This is a genomic window from Pseudarthrobacter sp. 902506025 (assembly GCF_040702325.1).
Lineage (GTDB): Bacteria > Actinomycetota > Actinomycetes > Actinomycetales > Micrococcaceae > Arthrobacter.
Genome location: NZ_JBFBKW010000001.1, coordinates 81,269 through 102,302, shown reverse-complemented (window position 1 = coordinate 102,302; position 21,034 = coordinate 81,269). Strand labels below are relative to the sequence as shown.

23 protein-coding genes, 6 tRNA genes and 1 riboswitch are annotated in these 21,034 nt (G+C 67.3%); of the genes, 7 read left to right on the top strand and 22 right to left on the bottom strand.

Annotated features, from left to right (window positions below; translation table 11 throughout):
* Positions 1 to 171: 171 nt before the first annotated feature.
* From lgt to hisI, 8 genes are all read right to left on the bottom strand, one after another.
* Complete coding sequence (lgt, locus tag AB0280_RS00475) at positions 172 to 1,338, bottom strand: prolipoprotein diacylglyceryl transferase (protein ID WP_307489526.1); 1,167 nt, start codon at positions 1,336 to 1,338, stop codon at positions 172 to 174.
* Between the two features lie 2 nt (positions 1,339 to 1,340).
* On the bottom strand, positions 1,341 to 2,189 hold the full coding sequence (gene trpA, locus AB0280_RS00470) for a tryptophan synthase subunit alpha (RefSeq protein ID WP_307489527.1): 849 nt from the start codon (positions 2,187 to 2,189) through the stop codon (positions 1,341 to 1,343).
* Positions 2,186 to 3,505, bottom strand: a complete 1,320-nt coding sequence (gene trpB, locus AB0280_RS00465) for a tryptophan synthase subunit beta (protein ID WP_307489528.1) — start codon at positions 3,503 to 3,505, stop codon at positions 2,186 to 2,188. Before trpB ends, trpA begins: the two co-directional genes overlap by 4 nt.
* 122 nt (positions 3,506 to 3,627) lie before the next feature.
* Positions 3,628 to 4,449, bottom strand: coding sequence for an indole-3-glycerol phosphate synthase TrpC (trpC, locus tag AB0280_RS00460; protein WP_159632132.1), 822 nt, complete (start codon positions 4,447 to 4,449; stop codon positions 3,628 to 3,630).
* Positions 4,449 to 4,736: an HGxxPAAW family protein gene (locus AB0280_RS00455; protein WP_141160741.1), complete on the bottom strand. Its 288-nt coding sequence runs from the start codon at positions 4,734 to 4,736 to the stop codon at positions 4,449 to 4,451. The genes trpC and AB0280_RS00455 overlap by 1 nt, the downstream gene beginning before the upstream one ends.
* Before the next feature lie 105 nt (positions 4,737 to 4,841).
* Positions 4,842 to 5,495: a Trp biosynthesis-associated membrane protein gene (locus AB0280_RS00450; RefSeq protein ID WP_307489532.1), complete on the bottom strand. Its 654-nt coding sequence runs from the start codon at positions 5,493 to 5,495 to the stop codon at positions 4,842 to 4,844.
* Positions 5,495 to 7,057: an anthranilate synthase component I gene (locus tag AB0280_RS00445; RefSeq protein WP_224025741.1), complete on the bottom strand. Its 1,563-nt coding sequence runs from the start codon at positions 7,055 to 7,057 to the stop codon at positions 5,495 to 5,497. Before AB0280_RS00445 ends, AB0280_RS00450 begins: the two co-directional genes overlap by 1 nt.
* A 115-nt stretch (positions 7,058 to 7,172) precedes the next feature.
* Positions 7,173 to 7,628: a phosphoribosyl-AMP cyclohydrolase gene (hisI, locus tag AB0280_RS00440; RefSeq protein ID WP_307489536.1), complete on the bottom strand. Its 456-nt coding sequence runs from the start codon at positions 7,626 to 7,628 to the stop codon at positions 7,173 to 7,175.
* A gap of 112 nt (positions 7,629 to 7,740) precedes the next feature.
* On the opposite strand from hisI, the gene AB0280_RS00435 reads away from it, so the two are divergent.
* A complete protein-coding gene (locus tag AB0280_RS00435) occupies positions 7,741 to 8,385 on the top strand; it encodes a TIGR03085 family metal-binding protein (protein ID WP_110544633.1) in 645 nt (214 codons plus the stop codon).
* A gap of 52 nt (positions 8,386 to 8,437) precedes the next feature.
* Here AB0280_RS00435 and hisF read toward each other — a convergent pair whose 3' ends face one another.
* The 14 genes from hisF to AB0280_RS00365 all read right to left on the bottom strand — a co-directional run bounded on the left by hisF (position 8,438) and on the right by AB0280_RS00365 (position 19,733).
* Positions 8,438 to 9,214, bottom strand: a complete 777-nt coding sequence (gene hisF, locus AB0280_RS00430; RefSeq protein WP_141160745.1) for an imidazole glycerol phosphate synthase subunit HisF — start codon at positions 9,212 to 9,214, stop codon at positions 8,438 to 8,440.
* Between the two features lie 40 nt (positions 9,215 to 9,254).
* Positions 9,255 to 10,115: an ATP phosphoribosyltransferase gene (gene hisG, locus AB0280_RS00425; protein WP_159632138.1), complete on the bottom strand. Its 861-nt coding sequence runs from the start codon at positions 10,113 to 10,115 to the stop codon at positions 9,255 to 9,257.
* 83 nt (positions 10,116 to 10,198) lie between these two features.
* Positions 10,199 to 10,462, bottom strand: a complete 264-nt coding sequence (locus AB0280_RS00420) for a phosphoribosyl-ATP diphosphatase (protein WP_009358176.1) — start codon at positions 10,460 to 10,462, stop codon at positions 10,199 to 10,201.
* 104 nt (positions 10,463 to 10,566) lie between these two features.
* Positions 10,567 to 11,055 (bottom strand): 6,7-dimethyl-8-ribityllumazine synthase, encoded by a 489-nt coding sequence (gene ribH, locus AB0280_RS00415; protein ID WP_018770776.1) that lies wholly within the window; start codon positions 11,053 to 11,055, stop codon positions 10,567 to 10,569.
* Between the two features lie 33 nt (positions 11,056 to 11,088).
* Positions 11,089 to 11,823: a GTP cyclohydrolase II gene (gene ribA, locus AB0280_RS00410; RefSeq protein WP_307489539.1), complete on the bottom strand. Its 735-nt coding sequence runs from the start codon at positions 11,821 to 11,823 to the stop codon at positions 11,089 to 11,091.
* Entirely contained in the window at positions 11,820 to 12,593 is a 774-nt protein-coding gene (gene ribB, locus AB0280_RS00405; protein WP_370871761.1) for a 3,4-dihydroxy-2-butanone-4-phosphate synthase, read from the bottom strand. Before ribB ends, ribA begins: the two co-directional genes overlap by 4 nt.
* Positions 12,590 to 13,252, bottom strand: a complete 663-nt coding sequence (locus AB0280_RS00400; protein ID WP_307489541.1) for a riboflavin synthase — start codon at positions 13,250 to 13,252, stop codon at positions 12,590 to 12,592. The genes ribB and AB0280_RS00400 overlap by 4 nt, the downstream gene beginning before the upstream one ends.
* Positions 13,252 to 14,391, bottom strand: coding sequence for a bifunctional diaminohydroxyphosphoribosylaminopyrimidine deaminase/5-amino-6-(5-phosphoribosylamino)uracil reductase RibD (gene ribD / locus AB0280_RS00395; RefSeq protein WP_275181087.1), 1,140 nt, complete (start codon positions 14,389 to 14,391; stop codon positions 13,252 to 13,254). The genes AB0280_RS00400 and ribD overlap by 1 nt, the downstream gene beginning before the upstream one ends.
* A gap of 171 nt (positions 14,392 to 14,562) precedes the next feature.
* A riboswitch (FMN riboswitch) is annotated at positions 14,563 to 14,711 on the bottom strand.
* Positions 14,712 to 14,750: 39 nt separating this feature from the next.
* Positions 14,751 to 15,428 carry a ribulose-phosphate 3-epimerase gene (rpe, locus tag AB0280_RS00390; protein WP_224025735.1) on the bottom strand — a complete coding sequence of 226 codons (678 nt, stop codon included), beginning with the start codon at positions 15,426 to 15,428 and terminating at the stop codon, positions 14,751 to 14,753.
* A gap of 49 nt (positions 15,429 to 15,477) precedes the next feature.
* Positions 15,478 to 17,109 carry an RsmB/NOP family class I SAM-dependent RNA methyltransferase gene (locus AB0280_RS00385; RefSeq protein WP_366365988.1) on the bottom strand — a complete coding sequence of 544 codons (1,632 nt, stop codon included), beginning with the start codon at positions 17,107 to 17,109 and terminating at the stop codon, positions 15,478 to 15,480.
* Positions 17,106 to 18,026 (bottom strand): methionyl-tRNA formyltransferase, encoded by a 921-nt coding sequence (fmt, locus tag AB0280_RS00380; protein WP_366365987.1) that lies wholly within the window; start codon positions 18,024 to 18,026, stop codon positions 17,106 to 17,108. Before fmt ends, AB0280_RS00385 begins: the two co-directional genes overlap by 4 nt.
* Positions 18,023 to 18,625 (bottom strand): peptide deformylase, encoded by a 603-nt coding sequence (gene def / locus AB0280_RS00375; protein WP_159632144.1) that lies wholly within the window; start codon positions 18,623 to 18,625, stop codon positions 18,023 to 18,025. The genes fmt and def overlap by 4 nt, the downstream gene beginning before the upstream one ends.
* Before the next feature lie 77 nt (positions 18,626 to 18,702).
* Positions 18,703 to 19,557 carry a cytochrome gene (locus AB0280_RS00370; protein WP_224025732.1) on the bottom strand — a complete coding sequence of 285 codons (855 nt, stop codon included), beginning with the start codon at positions 19,555 to 19,557 and terminating at the stop codon, positions 18,703 to 18,705.
* 104 nt (positions 19,558 to 19,661) lie between these two features.
* Positions 19,662 to 19,733 (bottom strand) — tRNA-Val (locus AB0280_RS00365).
* A gap of 338 nt (positions 19,734 to 20,071) precedes the next feature.
* Here AB0280_RS00365 and AB0280_RS00360 point away from each other — a divergent pair.
* The 6 genes from AB0280_RS00360 to AB0280_RS00335 all read left to right on the top strand — a co-directional run bounded on the left by AB0280_RS00360 (position 20,072) and on the right by AB0280_RS00335 (position 21,019).
* A tRNA-Gly gene (locus tag AB0280_RS00360) sits at positions 20,072 to 20,144 on the top strand.
* 47 nt (positions 20,145 to 20,191) lie between these two features.
* Positions 20,192 to 20,262: transfer RNA gene (locus AB0280_RS00355), tRNA-Cys, on the top strand.
* Positions 20,263 to 20,299: 37 nt separating this feature from the next.
* Positions 20,300 to 20,371 (top strand) — tRNA-Val (locus AB0280_RS00350).
* Between the two features lie 58 nt (positions 20,372 to 20,429).
* A tRNA-Gly gene (locus AB0280_RS00345) sits at positions 20,430 to 20,502 on the top strand.
* A 33-nt stretch (positions 20,503 to 20,535) separates the two neighbouring features.
* Positions 20,536 to 20,607 (top strand) — tRNA-Val (locus AB0280_RS00340).
* A 148-nt stretch (positions 20,608 to 20,755) separates the two neighbouring features.
* On the top strand, positions 20,756 to 21,019 hold the full coding sequence (locus AB0280_RS00335; protein ID WP_159632146.1) for an antitoxin: 264 nt from the start codon (positions 20,756 to 20,758) through the stop codon (positions 21,017 to 21,019).
* Positions 21,020 to 21,034: the final 15 nt, after the last annotated feature.

The following is a 21,034-nucleotide window of genomic DNA, read 5'->3' as shown; positions in this document are numbered from 1 at the left end:
ATTACTGGAAATTGTAGGTCAGCGCAGCCTGCTGAACTAACGGTTACGCAGGCCCCTGCCCGGGGCAACACCGGACAGCAGCTTCACGCTGTACGGACGGTGCCCCATGCCACGACGTTGTGGTTTCGGGCTCTTCGAGCGGTGGCTCTACTGCCCTGCCTGGCCGGCGCCCTACTTGCCGGTGCCGGCCTCCGGTGCGGGTTCCGTGGCTGTGCTGCCGGAGTGTCCGGCAGCCGTCGCATCCGCTCCGGGCTTTCGGCCGGCCGGTGCCGCCTCGGCTTCTTCCGTGGGGTCGGAAGCATGCCTGGAACCGCTGTGGTTATCAGGGAGATTACCACGCGAATCACTATCTGAGACAACATTGTCCGGATCACGGACCTCTGTGACTGTCCCGGCATGTGGTCCCATTGTCACGGCCTTGTCCGGTTCGCGGCCCGCAAGGTACACGGTGTCAGGATCCGGCCGGCCCTTGAGGCCCAGCAGAATGAAGGCGGTTAGGGCTGCCAGGAACACAAAGATGCTGGTCCAGACGTTGAGCCTGGTGGTGATGCCAAGGATGCTGATCTGTTCGGCATCGTCGATGCGCATCGCTTCAATCCAGACGCGGCCCAGCGTGTAGTACATGGCGTACAGCCAGAAGAGCCTGCTCCGGCGGAAGGTGAAGCGCCGGTCCAGGGCCAGCAGGATCAGGACGCCGGCCAGGTTCCACAGCGACTCGTAAAGGAACGTGGGGTGGAAGAGGGTGTCGGCGGGCATGCCGGCCGGAAAGTTGGGGTTGTTCGCGTCAATCTGCAGGCCCCACGGCAGGGTGGTGGGGCCGCCGAATAGTTCCTGGTTGAAGTAGTTGCCCCACCGGCCAATGGCCTGTGCCAGGAGCAGTCCCGGCGCTGCGGCATCGACGAAGGCGCTCAGCTTGACGCCGCTGCGGCGGCACCCGATCCAGGCACCCACCGCACCGAGCACGACGGCGCCCCAGATTCCCAGGCCACCCCGCTGGATCTGCGGGATCAGGGAGAGGTCTCCGGTGCCGTCGAAGCCGGGGCCGAAGTAGGCGTCCGGGGATGAGACCACGTGGTAAAGCCGGCCGCCGATGATGCCAAAGGGGATGGCCCAGATGACGATGTCCCAGACGCTGCCTTCAGGGGCACCACGCTTGGCCCAGCGGACGGACGTCAGCCACAGGCCTACGACGATGCCGGCCAGGATGCACAGCGCGTAGGCGTGGATCCGCAGGCTCCCCCACGGGAGGGGGATGTCGAAGCCGGACCAGTCCGGGCTGGGGATGCTGGCGGACACCAACGTGGGTGCCAGGGCGGTTGCCTGAAGGAGCGGCTGCATGGCTACGCCCCGGTTCCCTGCGTGAGGCCGGATTCCCGGGCCAGCCCGGTGGCGAGGTCCTTGGTGAGGGCGCCGACGGCGTCCACTCCCCCGTCGCGGAGGGCGGCCACCAGGGCCGTGCCCACAATGACGCCTTCCGCGTAGGCTGCGATTTCGCGGACCTGGTCAGCGGTGGAGACGCCAAGCCCCACGCAGACGCGTTCGGCGCCTGCACCGTGCGCTGCCGACACAACATCCTTGGCGGCCGTGCTGACGGATGTCCGTGCGCCCGTCACCCCCATGATGGATACGGCGTAGACGAACCCGCGGCTCGCGTCCACGGTGCGCTGCATCCGCTCCGGCGTCGAGGACGGTGCCACCAGGAACACCCGGTCCAGGCCGTACTTGTCAGAGGCTGCCATCCATTCGGCGGCCTCGTCCGGAATGAGGTCCGGGGTGATGAGCCCGGCGCCGCCGGCTTCGGCGAGCCGGCGCGAGAACTCATCCACGCCCATGCGGACCACGGGGTTCCAGTAGGTCATGACCAGGACGGCAGCATCGGTCCTGCTGGTGATGCCGGCGACGACGTCGAACACCTGGCTGACGTGGAAGCCCTTGGCCAGGGCCTCGGTGGTGGCGGCCTGGATGACCTGCCCGTCCATGACCGGATCCGAGTAGGGGATGCCGATTTCGATCAGGTCGGCTCCGTTCTCCGCCAGGGCGATGCCTGCGGCGATGGTTTCCTCCACGCTGGGGTAGCCGGCGGGAAGGTAGCCGATGAGCGCCGAGCGCCCCTGGGAACGGGCCCTGTCGATCGCTGCTGCCGACTTGCTGGCCGTTTCTGCCTGATTGGCGATGTCTGCGCTGCTCACAGCTGCTCCCCCTCTTTGCCGATTTCCGATTCGGCGGAATTTTTGTCCAACAGGTCAAACCATTCGGCGGCGGTGGCCACGTCCTTGTCACCGCGTCCGGACAGGTTGACGATGATGATCTTTTCGCCGGCGGAAGCGGCGTCCTCGGCGGCAAGCCGCTGGCCCACCTTGATGGCTCCGGCCAGCGCATGCGAGGACTCGATGGCGGGGATGATGCCCTCGGTGCGGCACAGGAGCCGGAAGGCGTCCATCGCTTCGCCGTCGGTGATGGGCTCGTAGCTGACCCGCCCGATATCGGCCAGGTAGGAGTGCTCCGGGCCGACCCCGGGGTAGTCCAGTCCGGCGGAGATCGAGTGCGACTCGATGGTCTGCCCGTCGTCGTCCTGCATCAGGTAGGAGCGTGCACCATGGAGCACCCCGGGCTTGCCCAGGGTAATGGTGGCGGCGTGCCGGCCGGTCTCCACGCCTTCGCCGCCGGCCTCGAACCCGTAGATCTTCACGCTGGGATCATCCAGGAACCCGTGGAAGATGCCGATGGCGTTGGAGCCGCCGCCAATGCAGGCGCAGACAGCGTCCGGGAGCCTGCCCTCCTGCTCGAGGATCTGGGCGCGGGCTTCCTCGCCGATGACCTCGTGGAAGTAGCGGACCATGGCGGGGAACGGGTGGGCTCCGGCGGCGGTGCCCAGCAGGTAGTGGGTGGTGGAAACGTTGGCTACCCAGTCCCGGAGGGCGTCGTTAATGGCGTCCTTGAGGGTCTGGGATCCGCTGGTCACGGGAATGACCTTGGCCCCCAGCAGCTCCATGCGGGCAACGTTCAGCGCCTGGCGGCGGCAGTCCTCGGCGCCCATGTAGACCACGCACTCCAGGCCCATGAGCGCAGCAGCGGTGGCGCTGGCGACGCCGTGCTGGCCTGCGCCGGTCTCGGCGATGATGCGGGTTTTGCCCATGCGCTTGGCGAGCAATGCCTGGCCCAGGACGTTGTTGATCTTGTGCGATCCGGTGTGGTTAAGGTCCTCGCGCTTGAGGAACACCCGTACTCCCCCGGCATGCTGGGAGAACCGCTTGGCTTCGGTCAGCAGGGACGGGCGGCCAGAGTAGTTCTTGTTCAGGTCCGCGATCTGCGCCCGGAAATCGGGATCGTCCTTTGCCTTGTTGAAGGTCTCTTCCAGTTCGTCCAGGGCGGCGATGAGGGACTCGGGCATCCATCGCCCGCCGTAGTTGCCGAAGTACGGCCCCGGGGCGTGGCGGAGGGATCCGCCCTGCAGGAATGCTTCCGCGGTGGTGTTGTCAGCTTTTCCTGAGGGTGCGTCAGCCATCAGTCCTGTCCTGTTCGAAGTTGGTGGTCAAAAAGTGTGCAGTTCCGGTACCGGGCCGGAACGGGTGCCTGTCCCGCGGGCCAGCGTGCTGCTGCCCCGCAGGAGGCCCGATGGTGCGTGCCTTAGCTGCGGGCAGCGATGGCGGCGGCGCCGGCGGCAGTGAACTCGGCGATGCGTTCCCGCGGTGTGGCGTGGCTTACCAGGGCCTCGCCCACCAGTATGGCGTTGGCGCCGCTGGCGGCGTAATGCGTGACGTCGTCCGCGTCGCGGACGCCTGATTCGGCAACCACGACGGCCTCGGCGGGGATCATTCCTGCCAGGGAGGCAAAAACGGAACGGTCGACGTCGAGCGTCTTCAGGTTGCGCACATTGACGCCGATGATCCGGGCGTTGGCCGCGACGGCCCGCTCGATTTCTTCCTCCGTGTGCGTCTCCACCAGCACGTTCATGCCGAGCTCGCGGCTGAGGGCGCTGAACTCCGTGAGCTGGGCGTCGGAAAGCGCGGCCACGATGAGCAGGATGAGGTCGGCACCGTGGGCGCGGGCCTCCCAGATCTGGTACTCGTCGAGCGTGAAGTCCTTGCGCAGCAGCGGAATGTCGACGGCGGCGCGCACGGCGTCGAGGTCGGCCAGTGACCCGTTGAAGCGGCGCTGTTCGGTGAGGACGCTGATGACGGAGGCACCGCCGTCGGCGTACTGCCGGGCGAGCGACGCCGGATCCCCGATGCTGGCGAGATCGCCCTTGGAGGGGCTGCGGCGCTTGATTTCGGCGATGACTTTCAGCTGTTCCCGGGTTGGGGAGGTTCCGCCGAGGGCCGCCCAGGCGTCGCGGGCGGGTGCCGCTGCCTGGGCCAGGTCCTTCAGCTCAGCCAGGGAAACGAGCCGCTTCCTGGCCTCCATATCCTCCCTGACACCGGCGTTGATGTCGTCGAGAACAGTCGCCATCAGTGGCCGGAGTTCTTCAGCTTGCTGCCTTCGACGCCGTAGCCTGCCTTGCGCATGACGTAACCGAGGATCAGGCCGATGACCATGACAACGGCGCCGCCAATGAAGATGGGGGTGCTGGCGATGACGAAGGCGATGGCTGCGATGAGCGCGCCGACGAGCATGACGATGACGCAGGTCCATGCTGCCGGGCTGTTGCCGTGGCCCAGTTCCTGGCTGTGGTCAATGGCGCCCGGGGCGACCTGGCGGGTGCCGGACTTGGAAACGGACGCAGGTGCTTTGCTCATGGAAAATCTCCTCAGGGTGGATACTGCTTACATTCTGCCATTTTTTGGCCGCCGACCGCGTACCGCTGGGCCCGACGCCCGCGCCGGCGGTGGTGGCCGCAGGCCTTACGTTGGGTCCTCGCCGCGGGAAAGCCGGTCCCAGCTGTCAATCTCGTCCACCGGTCCTGCCGCTGCAGCGGTTCCCGCGGCGCCGGGCGCGTCATATTTGGTGCGCGTCTTCCAGTAACGGGACGCCGGCAGGATCAGGAGGGCTGCCAGCGCCAGGAGGCAGCCGGCGACGACGGCGAGGACCGGAAAGGGGGTGAGCTCCACGTGCGCCTGGCTGCCGGAGATCCCGGTGGCGCCTGCAATGGTTCCCTGCGCGGCCGAGAGCGGGTCCGCCAGGACCGTTGCCGCGGCGGTGACCACGCCGGCTGAGGCCAGGACGATGATGGCGGTGATGACCCACCGTGCGATCCTGCCGGCGATGGCAGCTGCCAGTCCCCCGGCAAGGGCCACCAGGGCCAGGGCCGTGACGGTGGTGGCGGCCTTGCTGCCCTGCACCTGGATGGCACTTTGGGTGGCGGCAGCCTGGCCCACCTGGTTGGGGTCCAGGGTGGCAGTCATCCAGGTCTGGGTGGTGGTGCCGAAGGCGGCCAGCGCGAGGAGGGCGATCAGCATCACCAGCGTCGACTTGCGTGCCCACACCGGCGTGCTGCGGTTCGTCCGCGCCTTGCCTGCCTTGCCGGCCTTGCCCGCAGTTACTCCGGACTCCGGCATCAGGAATCCGTCCCGCCGGGCAGGGATTCCGCCGAAATGTTGTGCAGCGATCCGGCGGTGTGGACTGCGCGCAGCGGGGCAGCGGCCTTGTTGACGGTTTCCATGGCCTCGGTGGGGTTCACCGAGTCCGCCACGATCCCGCCGCCGGCCTGGACGTAGGCGCGTCCTTCCCGAAGCAGCGCCGACCTGATGGCGATGGCCATGTCCATGTCCCCGGCGAAGTCGAGGTAGCCCACCACGCCGCCGTAGATGCCGCGGCGGTGCGGTTCCAGTTCATCGAGGAGGCGCAGCGCCCTGGGCTTGGGGGCTCCGGAGAGCGTGCCGGCCGGGAACGTGGCCTTCAGGACGTCGTAAGCCTTGGCCTGCGGGGCGAGCTTGCCCACCACGGTGGATACCAGGTGCATGATGTGGCTGAAGCGCTCCACCTCCATGAACTGGGTGACATCCACCGTGCCGGCAACGCAGACCTTGGAGAGGTCGTTGCGGGACAGGTCCACCAGCATCAGGTGCTCGGCGCGTTCCTTCTGGTCCGCCAGCAGTTCCTCGGCCAGGGCCTTGTCCGCTTCGACCGTCTTGCCGCGGGGGCGGGAGCCGGCGATGGGGTGGGTGATGACTTCCTCGCCCGTGACCGTCACCAGCGCTTCCGGGGAGGACCCGACGATGGAGTATTCGCGGCCCTCGGCGTCTTCGAGGCTGAAGATGTACATGTACGGGCTGGGGTTGGTGTTACGGAGCACGCGGTAGACGTCCAGGGCGGATGCCTTGCACTCCATCTCGAAGCGGCGCGAGATCACCACCTGGAAGACTTCGCCGTCGACAATGGCTTCCTTGCCACGGTCCAGGGCCGCCAGGTATTCGGCTTCATCCCAGCGTTCCTGGACGCTCGAGGCGAAGTCCAGGGCAGCAGGTGCCAGCACGGACACAGGCTGCACCACGGGGGCGCTGATCCTGGCCAGGAGTTCCTTGACCCGGGCCACGGCGTCGTGCCAGGCCTCATCGACGCGCTCGGAGCTGTTGTCGAAGTTGATGGCGTTGGCGATCAGCAGGACCGTGCCGTCCACGTTGTCGTGCACCGCCATGTCCGTGACCAGGTTCAGGGCCATCTCGGGCAGGTGCAGATCGTCCTCCGGCGGACTGACCAGACGCTCCCAGTGCCGGACGGTTTCCCAGCCGAGGAAGCCCACCAGGCCGGAGGTGAACGGCGGCAGTCCCTCGAAGCGGTCCGTGCGCAGGGCGTCGATGGTGTCGCGGATGGCGTCCACCGGACTGCCGCTGACCGGCACCCCGGCGGGCGGCTCGCCCAGCCAGTGCGCCTGGCCGTCCTTGGTGGTCAGCGTGGCGCGGGACCTGGCACCGATGAAGGAGTAGCGTGACCAGGCTCCGCCCACGGCGGCCGATTCCATGAGGAAGGTGCCGGGCTGCCCCTGGGCCAGCTTCCGGTACAGGCCGATGGGGGTTTCGGCGTCGGCGAGGACCTTGAGCCGGACGGGAATGACGCGGCTGTGGCCGGCGAGTTCCCGGAACTCCTCAAGGCTTGGGCTGATGGTTCCGAGGTCCTGCATGGCTGTGCTTGTCCGCCTGTTCTTCAAAAAGGGGCCGGGATCGCCGGCACCTTGGTTGTGCTTTGCTGGGATGGCCGCCGCCGGATGGAAACGCCGGCCGGCCTGCGGCTGCCGCCTACCCTGCCTGGCCGGCCACCACGTCGAGGTCCCTGCCGTCGAAGCAGGTCCGGGTGCCGGTGTGGCACGCGGCGCCCACCTGGTCGACGCGCACCAGCAGTGCGTCGCCGTCGCAGTCCATGGCCACGGATTTGACCCACTGGACGTGCCCCGAGGTGTCCCCCTTGCGCCAGTACTCCTGGCGGGAACGGGAGTAGAACGTCACGCGGCCGGTGGTCATGGTGCGGTGGAGGGCTTCGTCGTCCATCCAGCCAAGCATGAGCACTTCGTTCGTGTCGTACTGCTGCACCACAGCGGCCACCAGGCCGGCACCGTCGCGCTTGAGCGCGGCGGCCACCTCCTCGGGAAGCGGGCTTGCCGGCGGGGCGGATTCAACGGACGGCGCCGGCACGGACTGCACGGGCGCGGACACGGCGGATCCTGCGGTTTGGACGGGGATTGGCTGCTCAGACATCGGGTCAAGTCTAGTGCCTTCGCCGGGCCGGTCTCCTGTTGTGAACAACGGCACGCCACCGGCCGTCTCAGTGCTGCCCATCTCCACACCACTCGTGCTAGTTTCACAAGTGATGCATTTCGTCGAACCGTCCCGAGAAGTCCTGGCCGAAACCCTGCTTGCGGCCGGCCCTGATGCGCCCACGCTGTGCAAAGGCTGGCGTACCAGGGACCTTGCCGCGCACCTTTACCTGCGCGAGCGGAAGGCCGCCGTCGGGCTCGGTTTGATCATCAAGCGCCTGGCCAAGGCCTCGGACCAGGCCACCGCAAAGCTGGCCGCCAAGCTCACCAGTAACGAGGACTACGCCCGGCTGGTGAACACCTTCCGCGCCGGGCCGCCGGCCCTCTCCCCGATGAGCATCCGGGCGCTGGACGAAAGCGCCAACCTGATCGAGTACTTCGTGCACACGGAGGACGTCCGGCGCGCCGTGGACCGGTGGGCCCCCCGGGCACTGGACGAGGCATACTCGGACGCGCTCTGGGATGAACTGGTTAAGCGCGCCGCCATCCTTTACCGCGGCGTGGACCTGGGTATTGTCCTGGTCCGGCCGTCCGGACCCCGCCACGTCGCCAAGCGGGCACCGGTTTCGGTGGCCATCGTCGGCGAGCCGGGCGAGCTGCTGATGCACGCCCATGGCCGCACCCGCCACGCCCTGGTCACGTTCGAAGGCCAGCCGGACGCCGTCGCCCTCCTCCAGTCAGCCGAAGTAGGCCTGTAAAGGCAACGCCAGGTCACAGACAGTGACCTGGCGTTGCTTTTGGAGACAGGGACTACCTGACTTCGAAGCCTGCTTCGCGGATGGCGTCCTTGACCTGGGACATCATGTTGTCCGGGCCCCAGTGGAAAATTGACGCAGCCAGGACGGCGTCCGCGCCGGCCGCGACGGCGGGCGGGAAGTGCGCCGGCTCCCCCGCACCGCCGGAGGCGATGATGGGGACCCTGACGGCGGCCCGGACCAGCTTGATGAGTTCGAGGTCGAAGCCGTCCTTGGTGCCGTCGGCATCGATGGAGTTCAGCAGGATCTCCCCGACGCCGCGGTCGGCTGCTTCCCGGGCCCATTCGATGGCGTCGATCCCGGTGCCGGTGCGGCCGCCGTGCGTGGTCACTTCGAAGCCCGACGGCGTGGGCTGGGATCCCGGGCGCGTCCGGCGGGCGTCGACGGACAGGACCAGCACCTGGGAACCGAAGTGCCGGGTGATCTCGTCGATGACGTCCGGGCGCGCCACGGCCGCGGTGTTGATGGAGGCTTTGTCCGCGCCGTAGCGCAGGAGCTTGTCCACCTCGGCCACCCCCCGGACGCCGCCGCCAACGGTGAGCGGGATGAAGACTTCCTCGGCGGTGCGCCGGACGACGTCGAACGTGGTTTCCCGGTTGCCGGACGACGCGGTGACGTCGAGGAAGGTCAGTTCGTCGGCGCCGGCGTTGTCGTACCGGTGGGCGAGTTCCACGGGGTCGCCGGCATCGCGGAGGCCCTCGAAGTTGACGCCCTTGACGACGCGCCCGGCGTCGACATCAAGGCAGGGAATGACCCGTACTGCTACTGCCATGGGAACTCCTGGTATTCGGTGGTGCTGGGGAAGCCGGTGATCAGATGCGGCAGGCGTGGATGCTGCTGACCAGGATGGCGCGGGCGCCCAGGTCGTAGAGTTCATCCATGATCCGGTTGGTTTCCTTTTTGGGCACCATGGACCGGACGGCTACCCAGTCGGAGTCCCGCAGCGGGGAGACGGTGGGCGATTCGAGGCCGGGAGTCAGGCTGGCGGCCTTCTCTACGAGTTCCTTGCGGATGTCGTAGTCCATGAGGACGTACTGGCGTGCCACCAGGACGCCCTGGAGGCGGCGGATGAGGACCTCGATCTCCTTGGCCGTGCCGTTGGCGGCTCCGCCGGCGCCGGTGCGACGGATCAGGACGGCTTCGGATTTGAGGATGGGTTCGCCGAAGATTTCCATGCCGGCGGCCTTGAGGGTGTTGCCGGTTTCCACGACGTCGGCGATGGCGTCCGCAACGCCGAGCCGCACGGAGGATTCAACGGCGCCGTCGAGCCGGACCACCTTGGCATTGATGCCCCGTTCTGCCAGGTAGTTGCGCAGCAGTCCGTCGTAGCTGGTGGCAAGACGCTTGCCCTCGAGTTCGGCGGCGGAACTGAAATCGCCCACCGGGCCGGCAAAGCGGAACGTGGAGGCGGCGAAGCCCAGCGGAAGCAGTTCTTCCGCTTCCACCTCGGCGTCCAGCAGCAGGTCGCGGCCGGTGATGCCGACGTCGAGCGTTCCCCGGCCCACGTACACCGCGATGTCGCGGGGGCGGAGGAAGAAGAACTCAATGTCGTTGTCGGGGTCAACCATGACCAGCTCGCGGCTGTCGCGCCGCTGGCGGTATCCGGCTTCGGAGAGCATGGCGGAGGCGGCTTCGGACAGGGAGCCCTTGTTGGGGACGGCTACTCGCAGCATGGGAAATTCTTTCTGGGTGGAAGGTCTGGGTTTTCAGGCAATGCAGGCCACAGCGGGCCCGGCGGCAAAGCGCCGGCCGGTGGCTACAGATGCTTGTAGACGTCTTCCAGGGTCAGGCCTTTTGCGAGCATCAGAACCTGCAGGTGGTACAACAGCTGGGAGATTTCCTCGGCCGCAGCTTCATCGGATTCATATTCGGCAGCCATCCATACTTCGGCTGCTTCCTCAACGACTTTTTTGCCGATGCCGTGAACACCGGACTCCAATTCAGCGACGGTGCGGGAGCCTTCCGGGCGGGTGGCTGCCTTCTCGCTGAGCTCAGCGAACAGCGTCTCGAAATTCTTCACGCCCTCCAGCCTACTTGCTGCGGCCGTGGGGGCGCTTCCCGGGCGGTTGCATGACGGGCGCGATGTGAGGGAATACACACCGCGCCCGTGCAGCGGAGTGCCGCTTAGCTCCGGTACTGCTTGAGGACGACGGCGGTGGCCAGTGCCGCGGTGACGGCCTCGTGGCCCTTGTCTTCCTTGGAGCCGGGCAGGCCGGCGCGGTCCAGGCCCTGCTGTTCGTTGTCACAGGTGAGCACGCCGAAGCCCACCGGCACGCCGGTGGAGACGCTGACGTCGGTGAGGCCCGACGTCGCGGCCTGGCAGACGTAGTCGAAGTGCGGCGTGCCGCCGCGGATCACGACGCCGAGGGCCACCACGGCGTCAAAGTGCGGTGCCAGCCGCGCGGCGGCAACGGGAAGTTCGAAGCTGCCCGGAACCCGGAGCACGGTGGGCTCGGCGATCCCGGCATCCTTGGCGGCGCGGAGTGCACCGTCCAGGAGGCCATCCATGATCTGCGTGTGCCAGCTGGCGGCAATGATGGCCAGCTTCAGCTGCGAGGTTTCAGCCGGGTTGAGGGTGCTGAGGTCGATGTCGGGGGCGCCGTGTCCGCTCATGGGTTTCCTGTGTTCCGTTCGTTCGTGAAGACGTCAGTCTTGTTCGTGGTCGTAGGGGGTTTCGGGGGCCGTCACAGGCACGGGAGCCACCTGGGTGTCCAGCAGCAGCCGGTGTTCCATGCGGTCCTTCTTGGTGCGCAGGTACCGGATGTTCTGCTCGCGGGAGGGGACCTCCGTGGGAACCATTTCCACCACCGTCACCCCGGCCTTGGCCAGCCTGTTCTGCTTGTCCGGGTTGTTGCTCAGCAGCCGTACTTCATGCAGGCCCATCTCCGCGAGGATCTGCGCCGCGGCCTTGTAGCAGCGGGCATCAACGGGAAGACCCAGCTGCTCGTTGGCTTCAACGGTGTCAAAGCCCGCTTCCTGCAGCGCATAGGCCTTGATCTTGTTGGCCAGGCCGATACCGCGGCCTTCCTGGCCGCGGAGGTAGAGCAGGGTTCCGCCGTTGTCCCGGATCAGCTCCAGCGCGAAGGCGAGCTGTTCCCCGCAGTCGCACCGGTAGGAACCAAAAACATCCCCCGTGAGGCACTCGGAATGCAGCCGGACAAGGGGAGCTTTTCCGTCGGTGGGAGCATTGGGGGAACTAACAGCCAGATGCTCCACGCCTGTCACGAGGTCCGTCCACGCCTGCGCCACGAAGTCGCCAAAGGCGGTGGGCAGTTGCACCACGGGCCCTCCGCTGACGGGATGGGGCGCGTCACCGGACACCGCGTGGGGCTTCCGGTGACCGTTGTGCTGGCTGTCGTCGCTGGCTGCCGCTGCCGTCATCGTTTCTCCTTTTCTTCACCCGGGACCGCCCGGGCATCCTCGTCCGGTGCTCCCCCGGTCCCGGCTTCAAGATACGCCACCAGGTCCTCGATGGAGATCAGGGGGCACCCATGTTCAGCTGCGAACGAACGGAGCCCGTCCAGGCGCATCATTTCGCCGTCGTCGTACACCACTTCCGCGATCACCCCGACGGGCTCAAGGCCCGCCAGGCGGCACAGGTCCACCGCGGCCTCGGTGTGGCCCTGGCGTTCCCGCACACCTCCATCAACTGCACGGAGCGGGAATATATGCCCCGGCCGGGTCACAGATGCCGGACCGGCCTGCGGGTCCGCCAGGATGCGCGCGGTCAGTGCGCGGTCCGTTGCGGAGATTCCCGTGCTGACGCCGACGGCCGCGTCGCAGGAGACGGTGTAGGCAGTGCCCTTGGCGTCCTCGTTGACAGCGGTCATGGGAGGCAGTGCCAGTGCATCCGCGCGGTCCCCGGTCAGCGGCACGCAGATCACACCGGAGCTGTACCGGATGGTCCAGCCCATCAGCGCGGGCGTGGCGTGCTGGGCGGCGAAGATGATGTCGCCTTCGTTTTCGCGGTCCTCGTTGTCTACCACCAGCACCGGACGCCCGGCGGCCATGGCTCGCACGGCGTCCGCGATGGGGTCCAGTCCCCGGGCGGGCGCCGACGATGCCCGGCCGGTCACCGGGTCACCGGATGCCGGGGTGCCGGTCACGGGGTCATGGGCCACGGCGGGTTCCAGGCGTACTGCTGCGTTCACAGTGCACCTCCCGCAATGGCAGCTTCGCCGCTGCCGGCCGGTGCGGCGGCGCTGCTGAAGGCAAGGAGCCGTTCGGTGTATTTGGCCAGGACGTCGACTTCAAGGTTTACCCGGCTGCCGGTGGTCTTGGTGCCCAGGCCGGTTTCGGCGAGGGTGGTGGGGATCAGGCCCACTTCGAACCAGGGTTCCTGCTCTGCGGCCGGGCTGACCGCCGTCACGGTGAGGGAGACGCCGTCGATGGCGATGGAGCCTTTCTCGGCGATGTAGCGGGCCAGGTTGGCGGGGACGCCGAAGCGCAGCCGCTCCCAGTTGCCCTGCGGTTCCCGTTCGAGCAGGATGCCCACGCCGTCCACGTGGCCTTGCACCACGTGGCCGTCCAGGCGGCCGCCTGCGGGAACACAACGCTCCAGGTTGACGGAGTCCCCTGCAGTGAGCTCGCCGATGGTGCTCCGGACCAGGGTCTCCCCCATGACGTCGACGCTGAAGTCCTTGCCGTCAATCGCTGTTGCCGTGAGGCAGACCCCGTTGACGGCGATGGAGCCCCCAAGGGCCAGGCCCTCGGTGGAGGCGGGCGCGTGCAGCCGGACCGTGGCGCTGGTGGTGCCGTCGCGCTCGACGGACAGCACCTGCCCCTGCTCGGCAATAATTCCGGTAAACATCAGTAGCCTCCCTGGGCTGGCTCCGCGGCTGTGCGGGTTGGTGGGTGGTCAAGTGCAACGTGCCGTTGCGGTCTGAGGTGGAGTCTGAGGTCCCGGCCCAGCGTCCGGACCGCGCCGCCGTCGGACGCGTCCCATTCCCACTGCTGGGCGTCGGGAAGGCTGGTGATGCCCAGCCCGTTCAGTGCGGGGGTGCCCGATCCCAGCAGGGTGGGCGCCAGGTAAACGATCAGTTCGTCCACCAGGCCTGCCGCCAGGAAGGAGCTGAGGATGCTGGACCCGCCCTCCACCATGACGTGCCGGATGCCGGACGAGTACAGCATGGACAGGGCTTCGCGCGGGTCGCGGGTGGGAAGGTGGACGGCAAGGCCATCGTCGCCGTGGATTGCGGCGCCCTCCGGAATATCGCGGAGACCCATGACGGCACGGACCGGCTGCTTGGGCGCGGGGTTGCCGGCGGCGTCCCGGGCGGTCAGCCGGGGGTTGTCCACCATCACGGTCTGGGTGCCCACCAGGATGGCGTCGATGCGGCTGCGGATCCCGTGGTTGTCAGCCAGGGACTCCGGGCTGGAGATCCACTGGCTGGTGCCGTCTTCGGCAGCGATGCGGGCGTCCAGGGTCTGCGCGATGTGCAGGGTGACGAACGGCCGCTTGGCAGCCACCGCCTCGAACCACTGGCGGTTCAGGTCCAGGGCCTCGTCGGCACCCAGGCCGCTGCGGACCCTGACGCCGGCTGCGCGCAGTGTTGCCGCGCCCCCGGCAGCGGGATCGTGGGGGTCATCCACGGCATAGACCACATCAGTGATCCCGGCCGCGATGATCGCCTCCGTGCACGGTCCGGTGCGGCCCACGTGGTTGCAGGGTTCCAGCGTGACCACCATGGTGCAGCCGGACAGGTCCAGTCCGACGGCGGCGGCCTGGGCAATCGCGTCGGCTTCGGCGTGTGCGGTGCCGGCGCCGCGGTGGTAGCCGGCAACGAGCTGCTTGCCGTCAGCGCCTACGACGACGGCGCCCACCAGGGGATTCGCGCCGCGGGGGCCTTTCAGCGCTGCCTGGAGGGCCTGCTCCATGGCCGCGGTTTCGGCGGCGCTGAAGGCGGTGACCACCCCGGCGGCGGGCTGAAGCTTTACGGCGCCCGTCATGCGGCTGCCGTTGCGGAGGTGTGGCCTGCCTTTGAAGCGGCAGGGCTTGCGGCGTTTAAGAGCCATCGCTGGGGGTTCATTCGTGTGTCGTTCCTTCCCTGTCGAACCGCGATGGCTCCGGGGATACGACAGCAGAACGCTGCGGAGCCAAAAGGCTGCGCAGATACAGCTGTACGTGCTTCTCTCATCCAGACTTTAACTGTCGGTACCGGAATTCCACCGGTTCAACCGTTTGCCGGAGCCCTCCTGGGAGAACAACGGCGCGCGGGTCGCGGACTGTCACCGCCGGTTCGGACTTACACCGACCCCGGAGCACGTATGTGTGTTGTTATTGTGCCACAACCGGGATGGGCTCCCGGTTATTCCGTCGCCGCGCGTAATGTCCGGCTGCCCTTGGCGCGCAGCAGGTCGATGGCAGCGGACGGATCGTCGGCGCCGTAGACGGCGGAACCGGCCACAAAGACGTTCGCCCCGGCCTCGGCGGCCCGGGCAATGGTCTCTTCCGTGATGCCACCGTCAACCTGGATGGCCACCCCCAGCCCGGAGCCCTCCACGGCCGCGCGGGCCCTGCGGATCTTGGGCAGGGTGATGTCCAGGAACGCCTGGCCGCCGAAGCCCGGTTCCACCGTCATGATGAGCAGCATGTCGAGTTCCGGCAGCATGTCAAGGTATGGCTCCACCGGGGTTGCCGGGCGCAGGGCCATGCCCGCTTTGGATCCCCTGCTGCGCAGTTCCCGTGCCAGCTTGATGGGCGCAATGGAAGCTTCGGCGTGGAACGTCACGGAGGCCAGGCCGGCGTCCGCGAAACCAGGCGCCCAGCGGTCCGCGTCGGCGATCATCAGGTGGGCGTCAAGCGGTACGGGGCTGACGGCCTGGATCCGCTGCACGACGGGCAACCCGATGGTCAGGTTGGGCACGAAGTGGTTGTCCATGACGTCAACGTGCACGGCGTCGGCATTGCTGATCCGCTGTAGTTCGGCCTCAAGGTTCACGAAGTCGGCGGAGAGGATGCTCGGATTGATGCAGCATTGCGTCACGGGGGTGCCTTTCAAGGTGCGTGGTGGGAAACCCAGGCGTTCTGCCCGGTCAGGCCTTCTTCTTTATCAGGGCCAGGAACATCGCGTCGGTGTGGTGGATATGGGGCCAGAGCTGCGCCGTTGACTCGTGGCCGGCGCCCAGGCTCCCGGTCAGGCTGACCGCGTCCAGGGCCGCACCGGCATCGAGGAGTTCCAGGTCAGGGCGCTTGCGCAGGGTGTCGTCCACGACGGCTGTTGTCTCGGCGGGATGCGGTGAACAGGTCACGTAGGCCACCACTCCCCCTGGCCGGACGGCACCCAGGGCCGAGGCCAGCAGTTCGCGCTGCAGCGGCCCGAGATCTGCAATGTCCTTGGGCGAGCGCCGCCACCGGGACTCCGGCCTGCGGCGCAATGCTCCCAGGCCCGTGCAGGGAACGTCCACCAGGACACGGTCATACCGCCCGGGCTGCTCACCGCCCACTTCACGGCCGTCACCGGTGCGGACCTGCCAGCTGTCGTGCGGAACGGCGGACAGTGCCTGGCTGACCAGCTTGGCCCGGTGCGGCGCGGGCTCGTTCGCGAGCAGTGTGGCGCCCCGCTGGTGTGCCAGCGCACCAAGGAGCGCTGCCTTTCCGCCGGGACCGGCACAGAGATCAAGCCATGCTTCAGCGTCACCGGCCGTGGGTTCACTTCCCGTGCCGCCCGCTCCGCCGGGTGCACCGAGGTCCACCGCGGCCAGGGCCCTGGCCACCAGCTGGGAACCGACGTCCTGCACCCTGGTGGTACCGGCGCGGACGGAGGCCAGGCGGCCCAGGTCCCCGCCGCTGGAGAGCGCCGAGCCTTCAACCAGCTCCCCGGGGGTGGCGCCGTTTTCCAGCGCTTCGTCCAGGCTGCCCAGGCCGGGCAGGGCAACGAGGTTAACCACAGGTGCGTCGTTGTCCGCTTCCAGCAGGTCGTCGATCTCTGTTGCGGAACGGCCGTGGGCGACGAGGGACTGGCGCATGGCCCGGACGATCCACTCGGGGTGGGCGTACCTCACCGCGGCTACCTTCGTAGCGTCGGTTTCGCCTTCCACCAGCAGGTCCAGCCATTCCTCCAGGCTCCGGGCGGCGACCTTGCGAAGGACGGCGTTGATCAACGTCGATGGTCCGGCGCCGATCACGGCGCGGGCCAGCCCTACGGTCTGGTCCAGGGCAGCGTGGGCCGGGACCCGCATGGCAAGCAGTTGGTGGGCACCGATGCGAAGGGCGTCGAGGATGGCCGGGTCAAGCTGCGCCAGGGGCCGGTCCACGCACCGCGCCAGGATGGCGTCATAGGTTCCCTGGCCGCGGAGGGCCCCATAGCTCAGTTCGGTGGCGAATCCGGCGTCCCGCTTGTCCAGGTGGTGGTGCCGGATCCGTGCGGGCAGGACCAGGTTGGCGTAGGCATCCTCCGCCGCCACGGCGCGGAGCACCTCGAAGGCCACCAGGCGGGCGGGATCTGCGCGCCTGGTGCGCTGGGACGGCGCCTGGTCGGTGAAGCTCCGTTGCGGCCCGCGGTTGCGTTCCCGCCCCTTGGCGTTCCGCCGGCTGGCGTCCCGGGGACCGCCGTTCCCACGGCCGCCGCCGGCAGGTCCGCCGCTGCCGCCCTGCCCGCCTTTCCCGGCGCCGCTGCGTCCCCCGGCACTGCCCCGTCCGCCTTTATTGCCTCCGGACCCGGTCATTCGAACACCACGCTCTCCAGTGAAGCCAAACCGCGCGCCCAGTCGGCGGCGGCCATCATCTTTTTCCCGGCGGGCTGGATCCGGGTAAGTTCCACCGCGTGCGAACCTGTCCCCACCAGCACGGCCTTGTCCCGCAGTGCCACGGATCCCGGGGCAAGCCCGGAAACATCTGGCCGCAGCCGCACCGGCTCAAGTTTGACCCGCTGCCCGTCCAGCACGGTCCACGCACCGGGCTCGGGGGTGACACCGCGCGCCTGCCTGCTGATGGCCAGGGCCGGATGCGCCCAGTTCAGGTGGCCATCCTCCAGGGTCAGCTTCGGCGCCAGCGTGACATCGCCGGCCTGTGGCTGCGGCGCTGCTTTACCGGCATCGATGGCAGAAAGCGTCTGGGCCAGCAGGACCGCGCCGCTGTGGGACAGCCGTTCCAAAAGGTCACCCGCCATGTCCTGGGGCTTGACGGCCTCCGTCAGGGTGCCGAAGACGGGCCCGGTGTCCAGGCCTTCCTCAAGCTGGAACGTCACTGCGCCGGTGACGTCGTCCCCGGCCATGATGGACCGCTGGACGGGCGCCGCCCCGCGCCAGGCGGGCAGCAGGGAGAAGTGCAGATTGACCCAGCCGTGCCGCGGAATGCCCAGGGCATCGCGGGGAACCAGTCCGCCATAGGCGACGATGGCCGCGACGTCCGGCTGCACCGCGCTGATGCTGGCAATGGCCTCGGCATCGACGCGTGCGGCACGGATGACCTCGATGCCCAGTTCCGCGGCCCGCTGGGCAACGGGCGACGGCGTCAGCACCCGTTTCCGGCCCAGCGGCGCGTCGGGCCGGGTCAGGACGGCAACGACGTTGAAGCCGGCGTTGACCAGCGCTTCCAGGGAGGGAACTGCGACGGCGGGTGTCCCCGCGAAGAGGACCCTCACCCGGCTGCGCCGAAGCTGGAGCCGGGGGTGCTGGTTCCGCCAAAGCTGGTCCCGCCGAAGCTTGACCCCACACTCTTGGCGCGTTTGGCTGTGGTCCGTCCGGCGACGGCGTCGTAATTGGCGTTGCGGATGGACCTCAGCGCCGCCTTCCGGTCCTCGCCCTCGAGGCGGTCCGTGTAAAGGATGCCGTCCAGGTGGTCGTTTTCGTGCTGGAAGCAGCGCGCCAGCATCCCCTCGCCGTCAATGGTGACCGGGTTGCCGTGCATGTCAACGCCGGTGACACGGGTGGCGCGGAAACGGCGGACCGGGAAGCCCAGGCCCGGGATGGACAGGCAGCCCTCCACGTGGTCCGGCTGGTAGTCCTCGCTGTTCTCCAGGACAGGATTGATGATGTGGCCCTCGACGCCGTCGATCCGGTAGGTGAAGATGCGCTTGCTGACGCCGATCTGGGGAGCGGCAAGGCCGGCTCCTTCCACGTCCTCCATGGTCTCGGTCATGTCGGCGACCAGTTTTGCAAGGTCGGGTCCGAATTCCGTCACGGGATCGGCAACTGTGCGCAGCACAGGATCGCCGATGATGCGGATATTCAGAATAGCCATGCGCTGGGTGTCCTCACGGTTGGCGGGAAAGTGAACCTGTCCAGTTTAGGTGCAGTCTCTTCACGTGCACCGTCTCCTTAGGCAGTACGGGCCAGGGGCGGGGGTGCGATGGGCAGCAGCGCAGTGCCCGCGCTGATGGTGTCCGCGGAAAGTTCCCAGACGCGGCGCAGGGCGCAGAACTTCCACCAGTGGTGCTTGAGGACCTCAGGGTTGGCCCGGACGGGGCGGACCTCCGTTTCACCGATGGCCACCGCCAGCAGGACCGGGTCCTCACCGTACTTCCAGGGCTCCCAGGTCCCCGCCTCCGGATCCACGAGGCTTTCTTCCGCCTTCATGCCGGCAACCAGCTGCATCACCACCTTGTCATCCAGGGGCTTGACCTGACCGTCCCGGGTTGTGCCCTTGGTCTTGTAGTCGATCAGGCAGATGCGTCCGTTGATCCTGGCCACGAGGTCAAGGGTTCCCGCGTATCCCACCGAGTTGTTCCAGACCGTGATTTCCGGGGCGATGGGCTCCACGCGGAAGAGTTCCCACCATTCGTCGAAGCGCACGGCGAAAGCCTCCTCCCCGTTGGCGGCCAGGGCATCGCGGGCTTCCTTCATGGAATGGGGGCGTCCGAGCGCCCGCAGGGCCACCTGCTCGCAGTAGTTGTGGACCCGGTCCCCGCGCCTGGCGGCGTCGTCCCGGTACGTTTCGGCCGCCTTTGCCGCACGGTTGATGGCCTGCTTGATTTTGGCCGGGCTCCCCAGGCAGTCGGAAAGCAGCGGATCGTTGGCCAGGCTGCTGGCACCCATATAGCCGAACCAGCCATCGAGGCCGTGCGGCTGCTGGCTGATCACCGTGGTGATGGAAGGAACCGAGAACTGCTCAGACGTTGACCGTGCGTACATCCGGCCGTATTCGGTGGCGTGGGCAAGAAGCGGATCAGTCATACAAAAGACTCTTTCACAGGGGGCCGACAAAATCTCCGGCGGCAGAAGCCGCACGCAAAAAAGGTCCGTTTCCGCTGCTGATGAGCGGAAACGGACCTCTGCGGTGGGCGATACTGGGTTCGAACCAGTGACCTCTTCGGTGTGAACGAAGCGCGCTACCACTGCGCCAATCGCCCCGATGCATTTGAATGCTAGCCCACGTCTGCCCCAATTGAAAAATCGGCCGGCGCCACACGCAAAGCCATGCTCCATGGGGGTCCTGCAGCCACGTCCACCCCCGCCCGCGCCTGCACGAAAGCAGCGCATCAGGCAGTACAAGGTGGGGCGGCCGTACTCACCCTGGCCGGAATTACACGCCTGTAACTCGAAAATTTCGCGCAATTCCGCGGTTGTTGGGCCCATGCGGGCCGGCCGCGCCGGGGCGATTTGGAGTTTCCCGGAACCTCCTATATTGTTTTTACTCGTTGGAACGCGAGGAAATGCCGGAAACGGCAAGGAATCAAGCCTCCAAAATGCGGACGTAGCTCAGCTGGTAGAGCACCACCTTGCCAAGGTGGATGTCGCGAGTTCGAATCTCGTCGTCCGCTCGCAGGACACTGTCACAGCAAACATTCTTCGGAATTGACGCTAACACGGTGGGTTGGCCGAGAGGCGAGGCAGCGGCCTGCAAAGCCGTATACACGGGTTCGAATCCCGTACCCACCTCGGTGAAAACCATGGTTTCCGGGTTTCCGGATGCAATGGGCGATTGGCGCAGCGGTAGCGCGCTTCCCTGACACGGAAGAGGTCACTGGTTCGATCCCAGTATCGCCCACTCGGCAAGGCAACTTGCTGGCAGAACCGCCGGATTTTTCCGGAACAATCTGCACAATGCGGACGTAGCTCAGCTGGTAGAGCACCACCTTGCCAAGGTGGATGTCGCGAGTTCGAATCTCGTCGTCCGCTCTCTTATATCCCATAAGCCGGTCTTCCGGTTCCGGGCGATTGGCGCAGCGGTAGCGCGCTTCCCTGACACGGAAGAGGTCACTGGTTCGATCCCAGTATCGCCCACACACGAACAGCAGCTCTCCGGAGCTGCTTTTTTCGTTTAAGCCGCATCCGCTGCTGGCGAACGTGATTCCCTTGGCACGCCGCCCGGGCCCGGATAGGATCGAATGCGCGAGGAGCGACCTGGCTCCGCGATAGAAGGGAGGTGCCCGTGGGTTTGATTGACGATCTAAAGGGCAAGGCTCAGGGTCTCATCCGCGGCAACGAGCAGGCCATCAAGGACGGCATCACCAAGGCCGGCGATTTCGTCGACACCAGGACCGGCGGCAAGTACGCAGGCCACGTCGACAAGATCCAGGATGGCGCTTCCAAGCTCGTTGACAAGAACGGCACCCCGGGGCAGGAACCTGCCGCCGAGCAGGTTCCCCCGGCAGCTCCTGGAAATCCGGTTCCGCCGGTTGACAGGGCTCCGTAAAGGATTTGGCCAGGG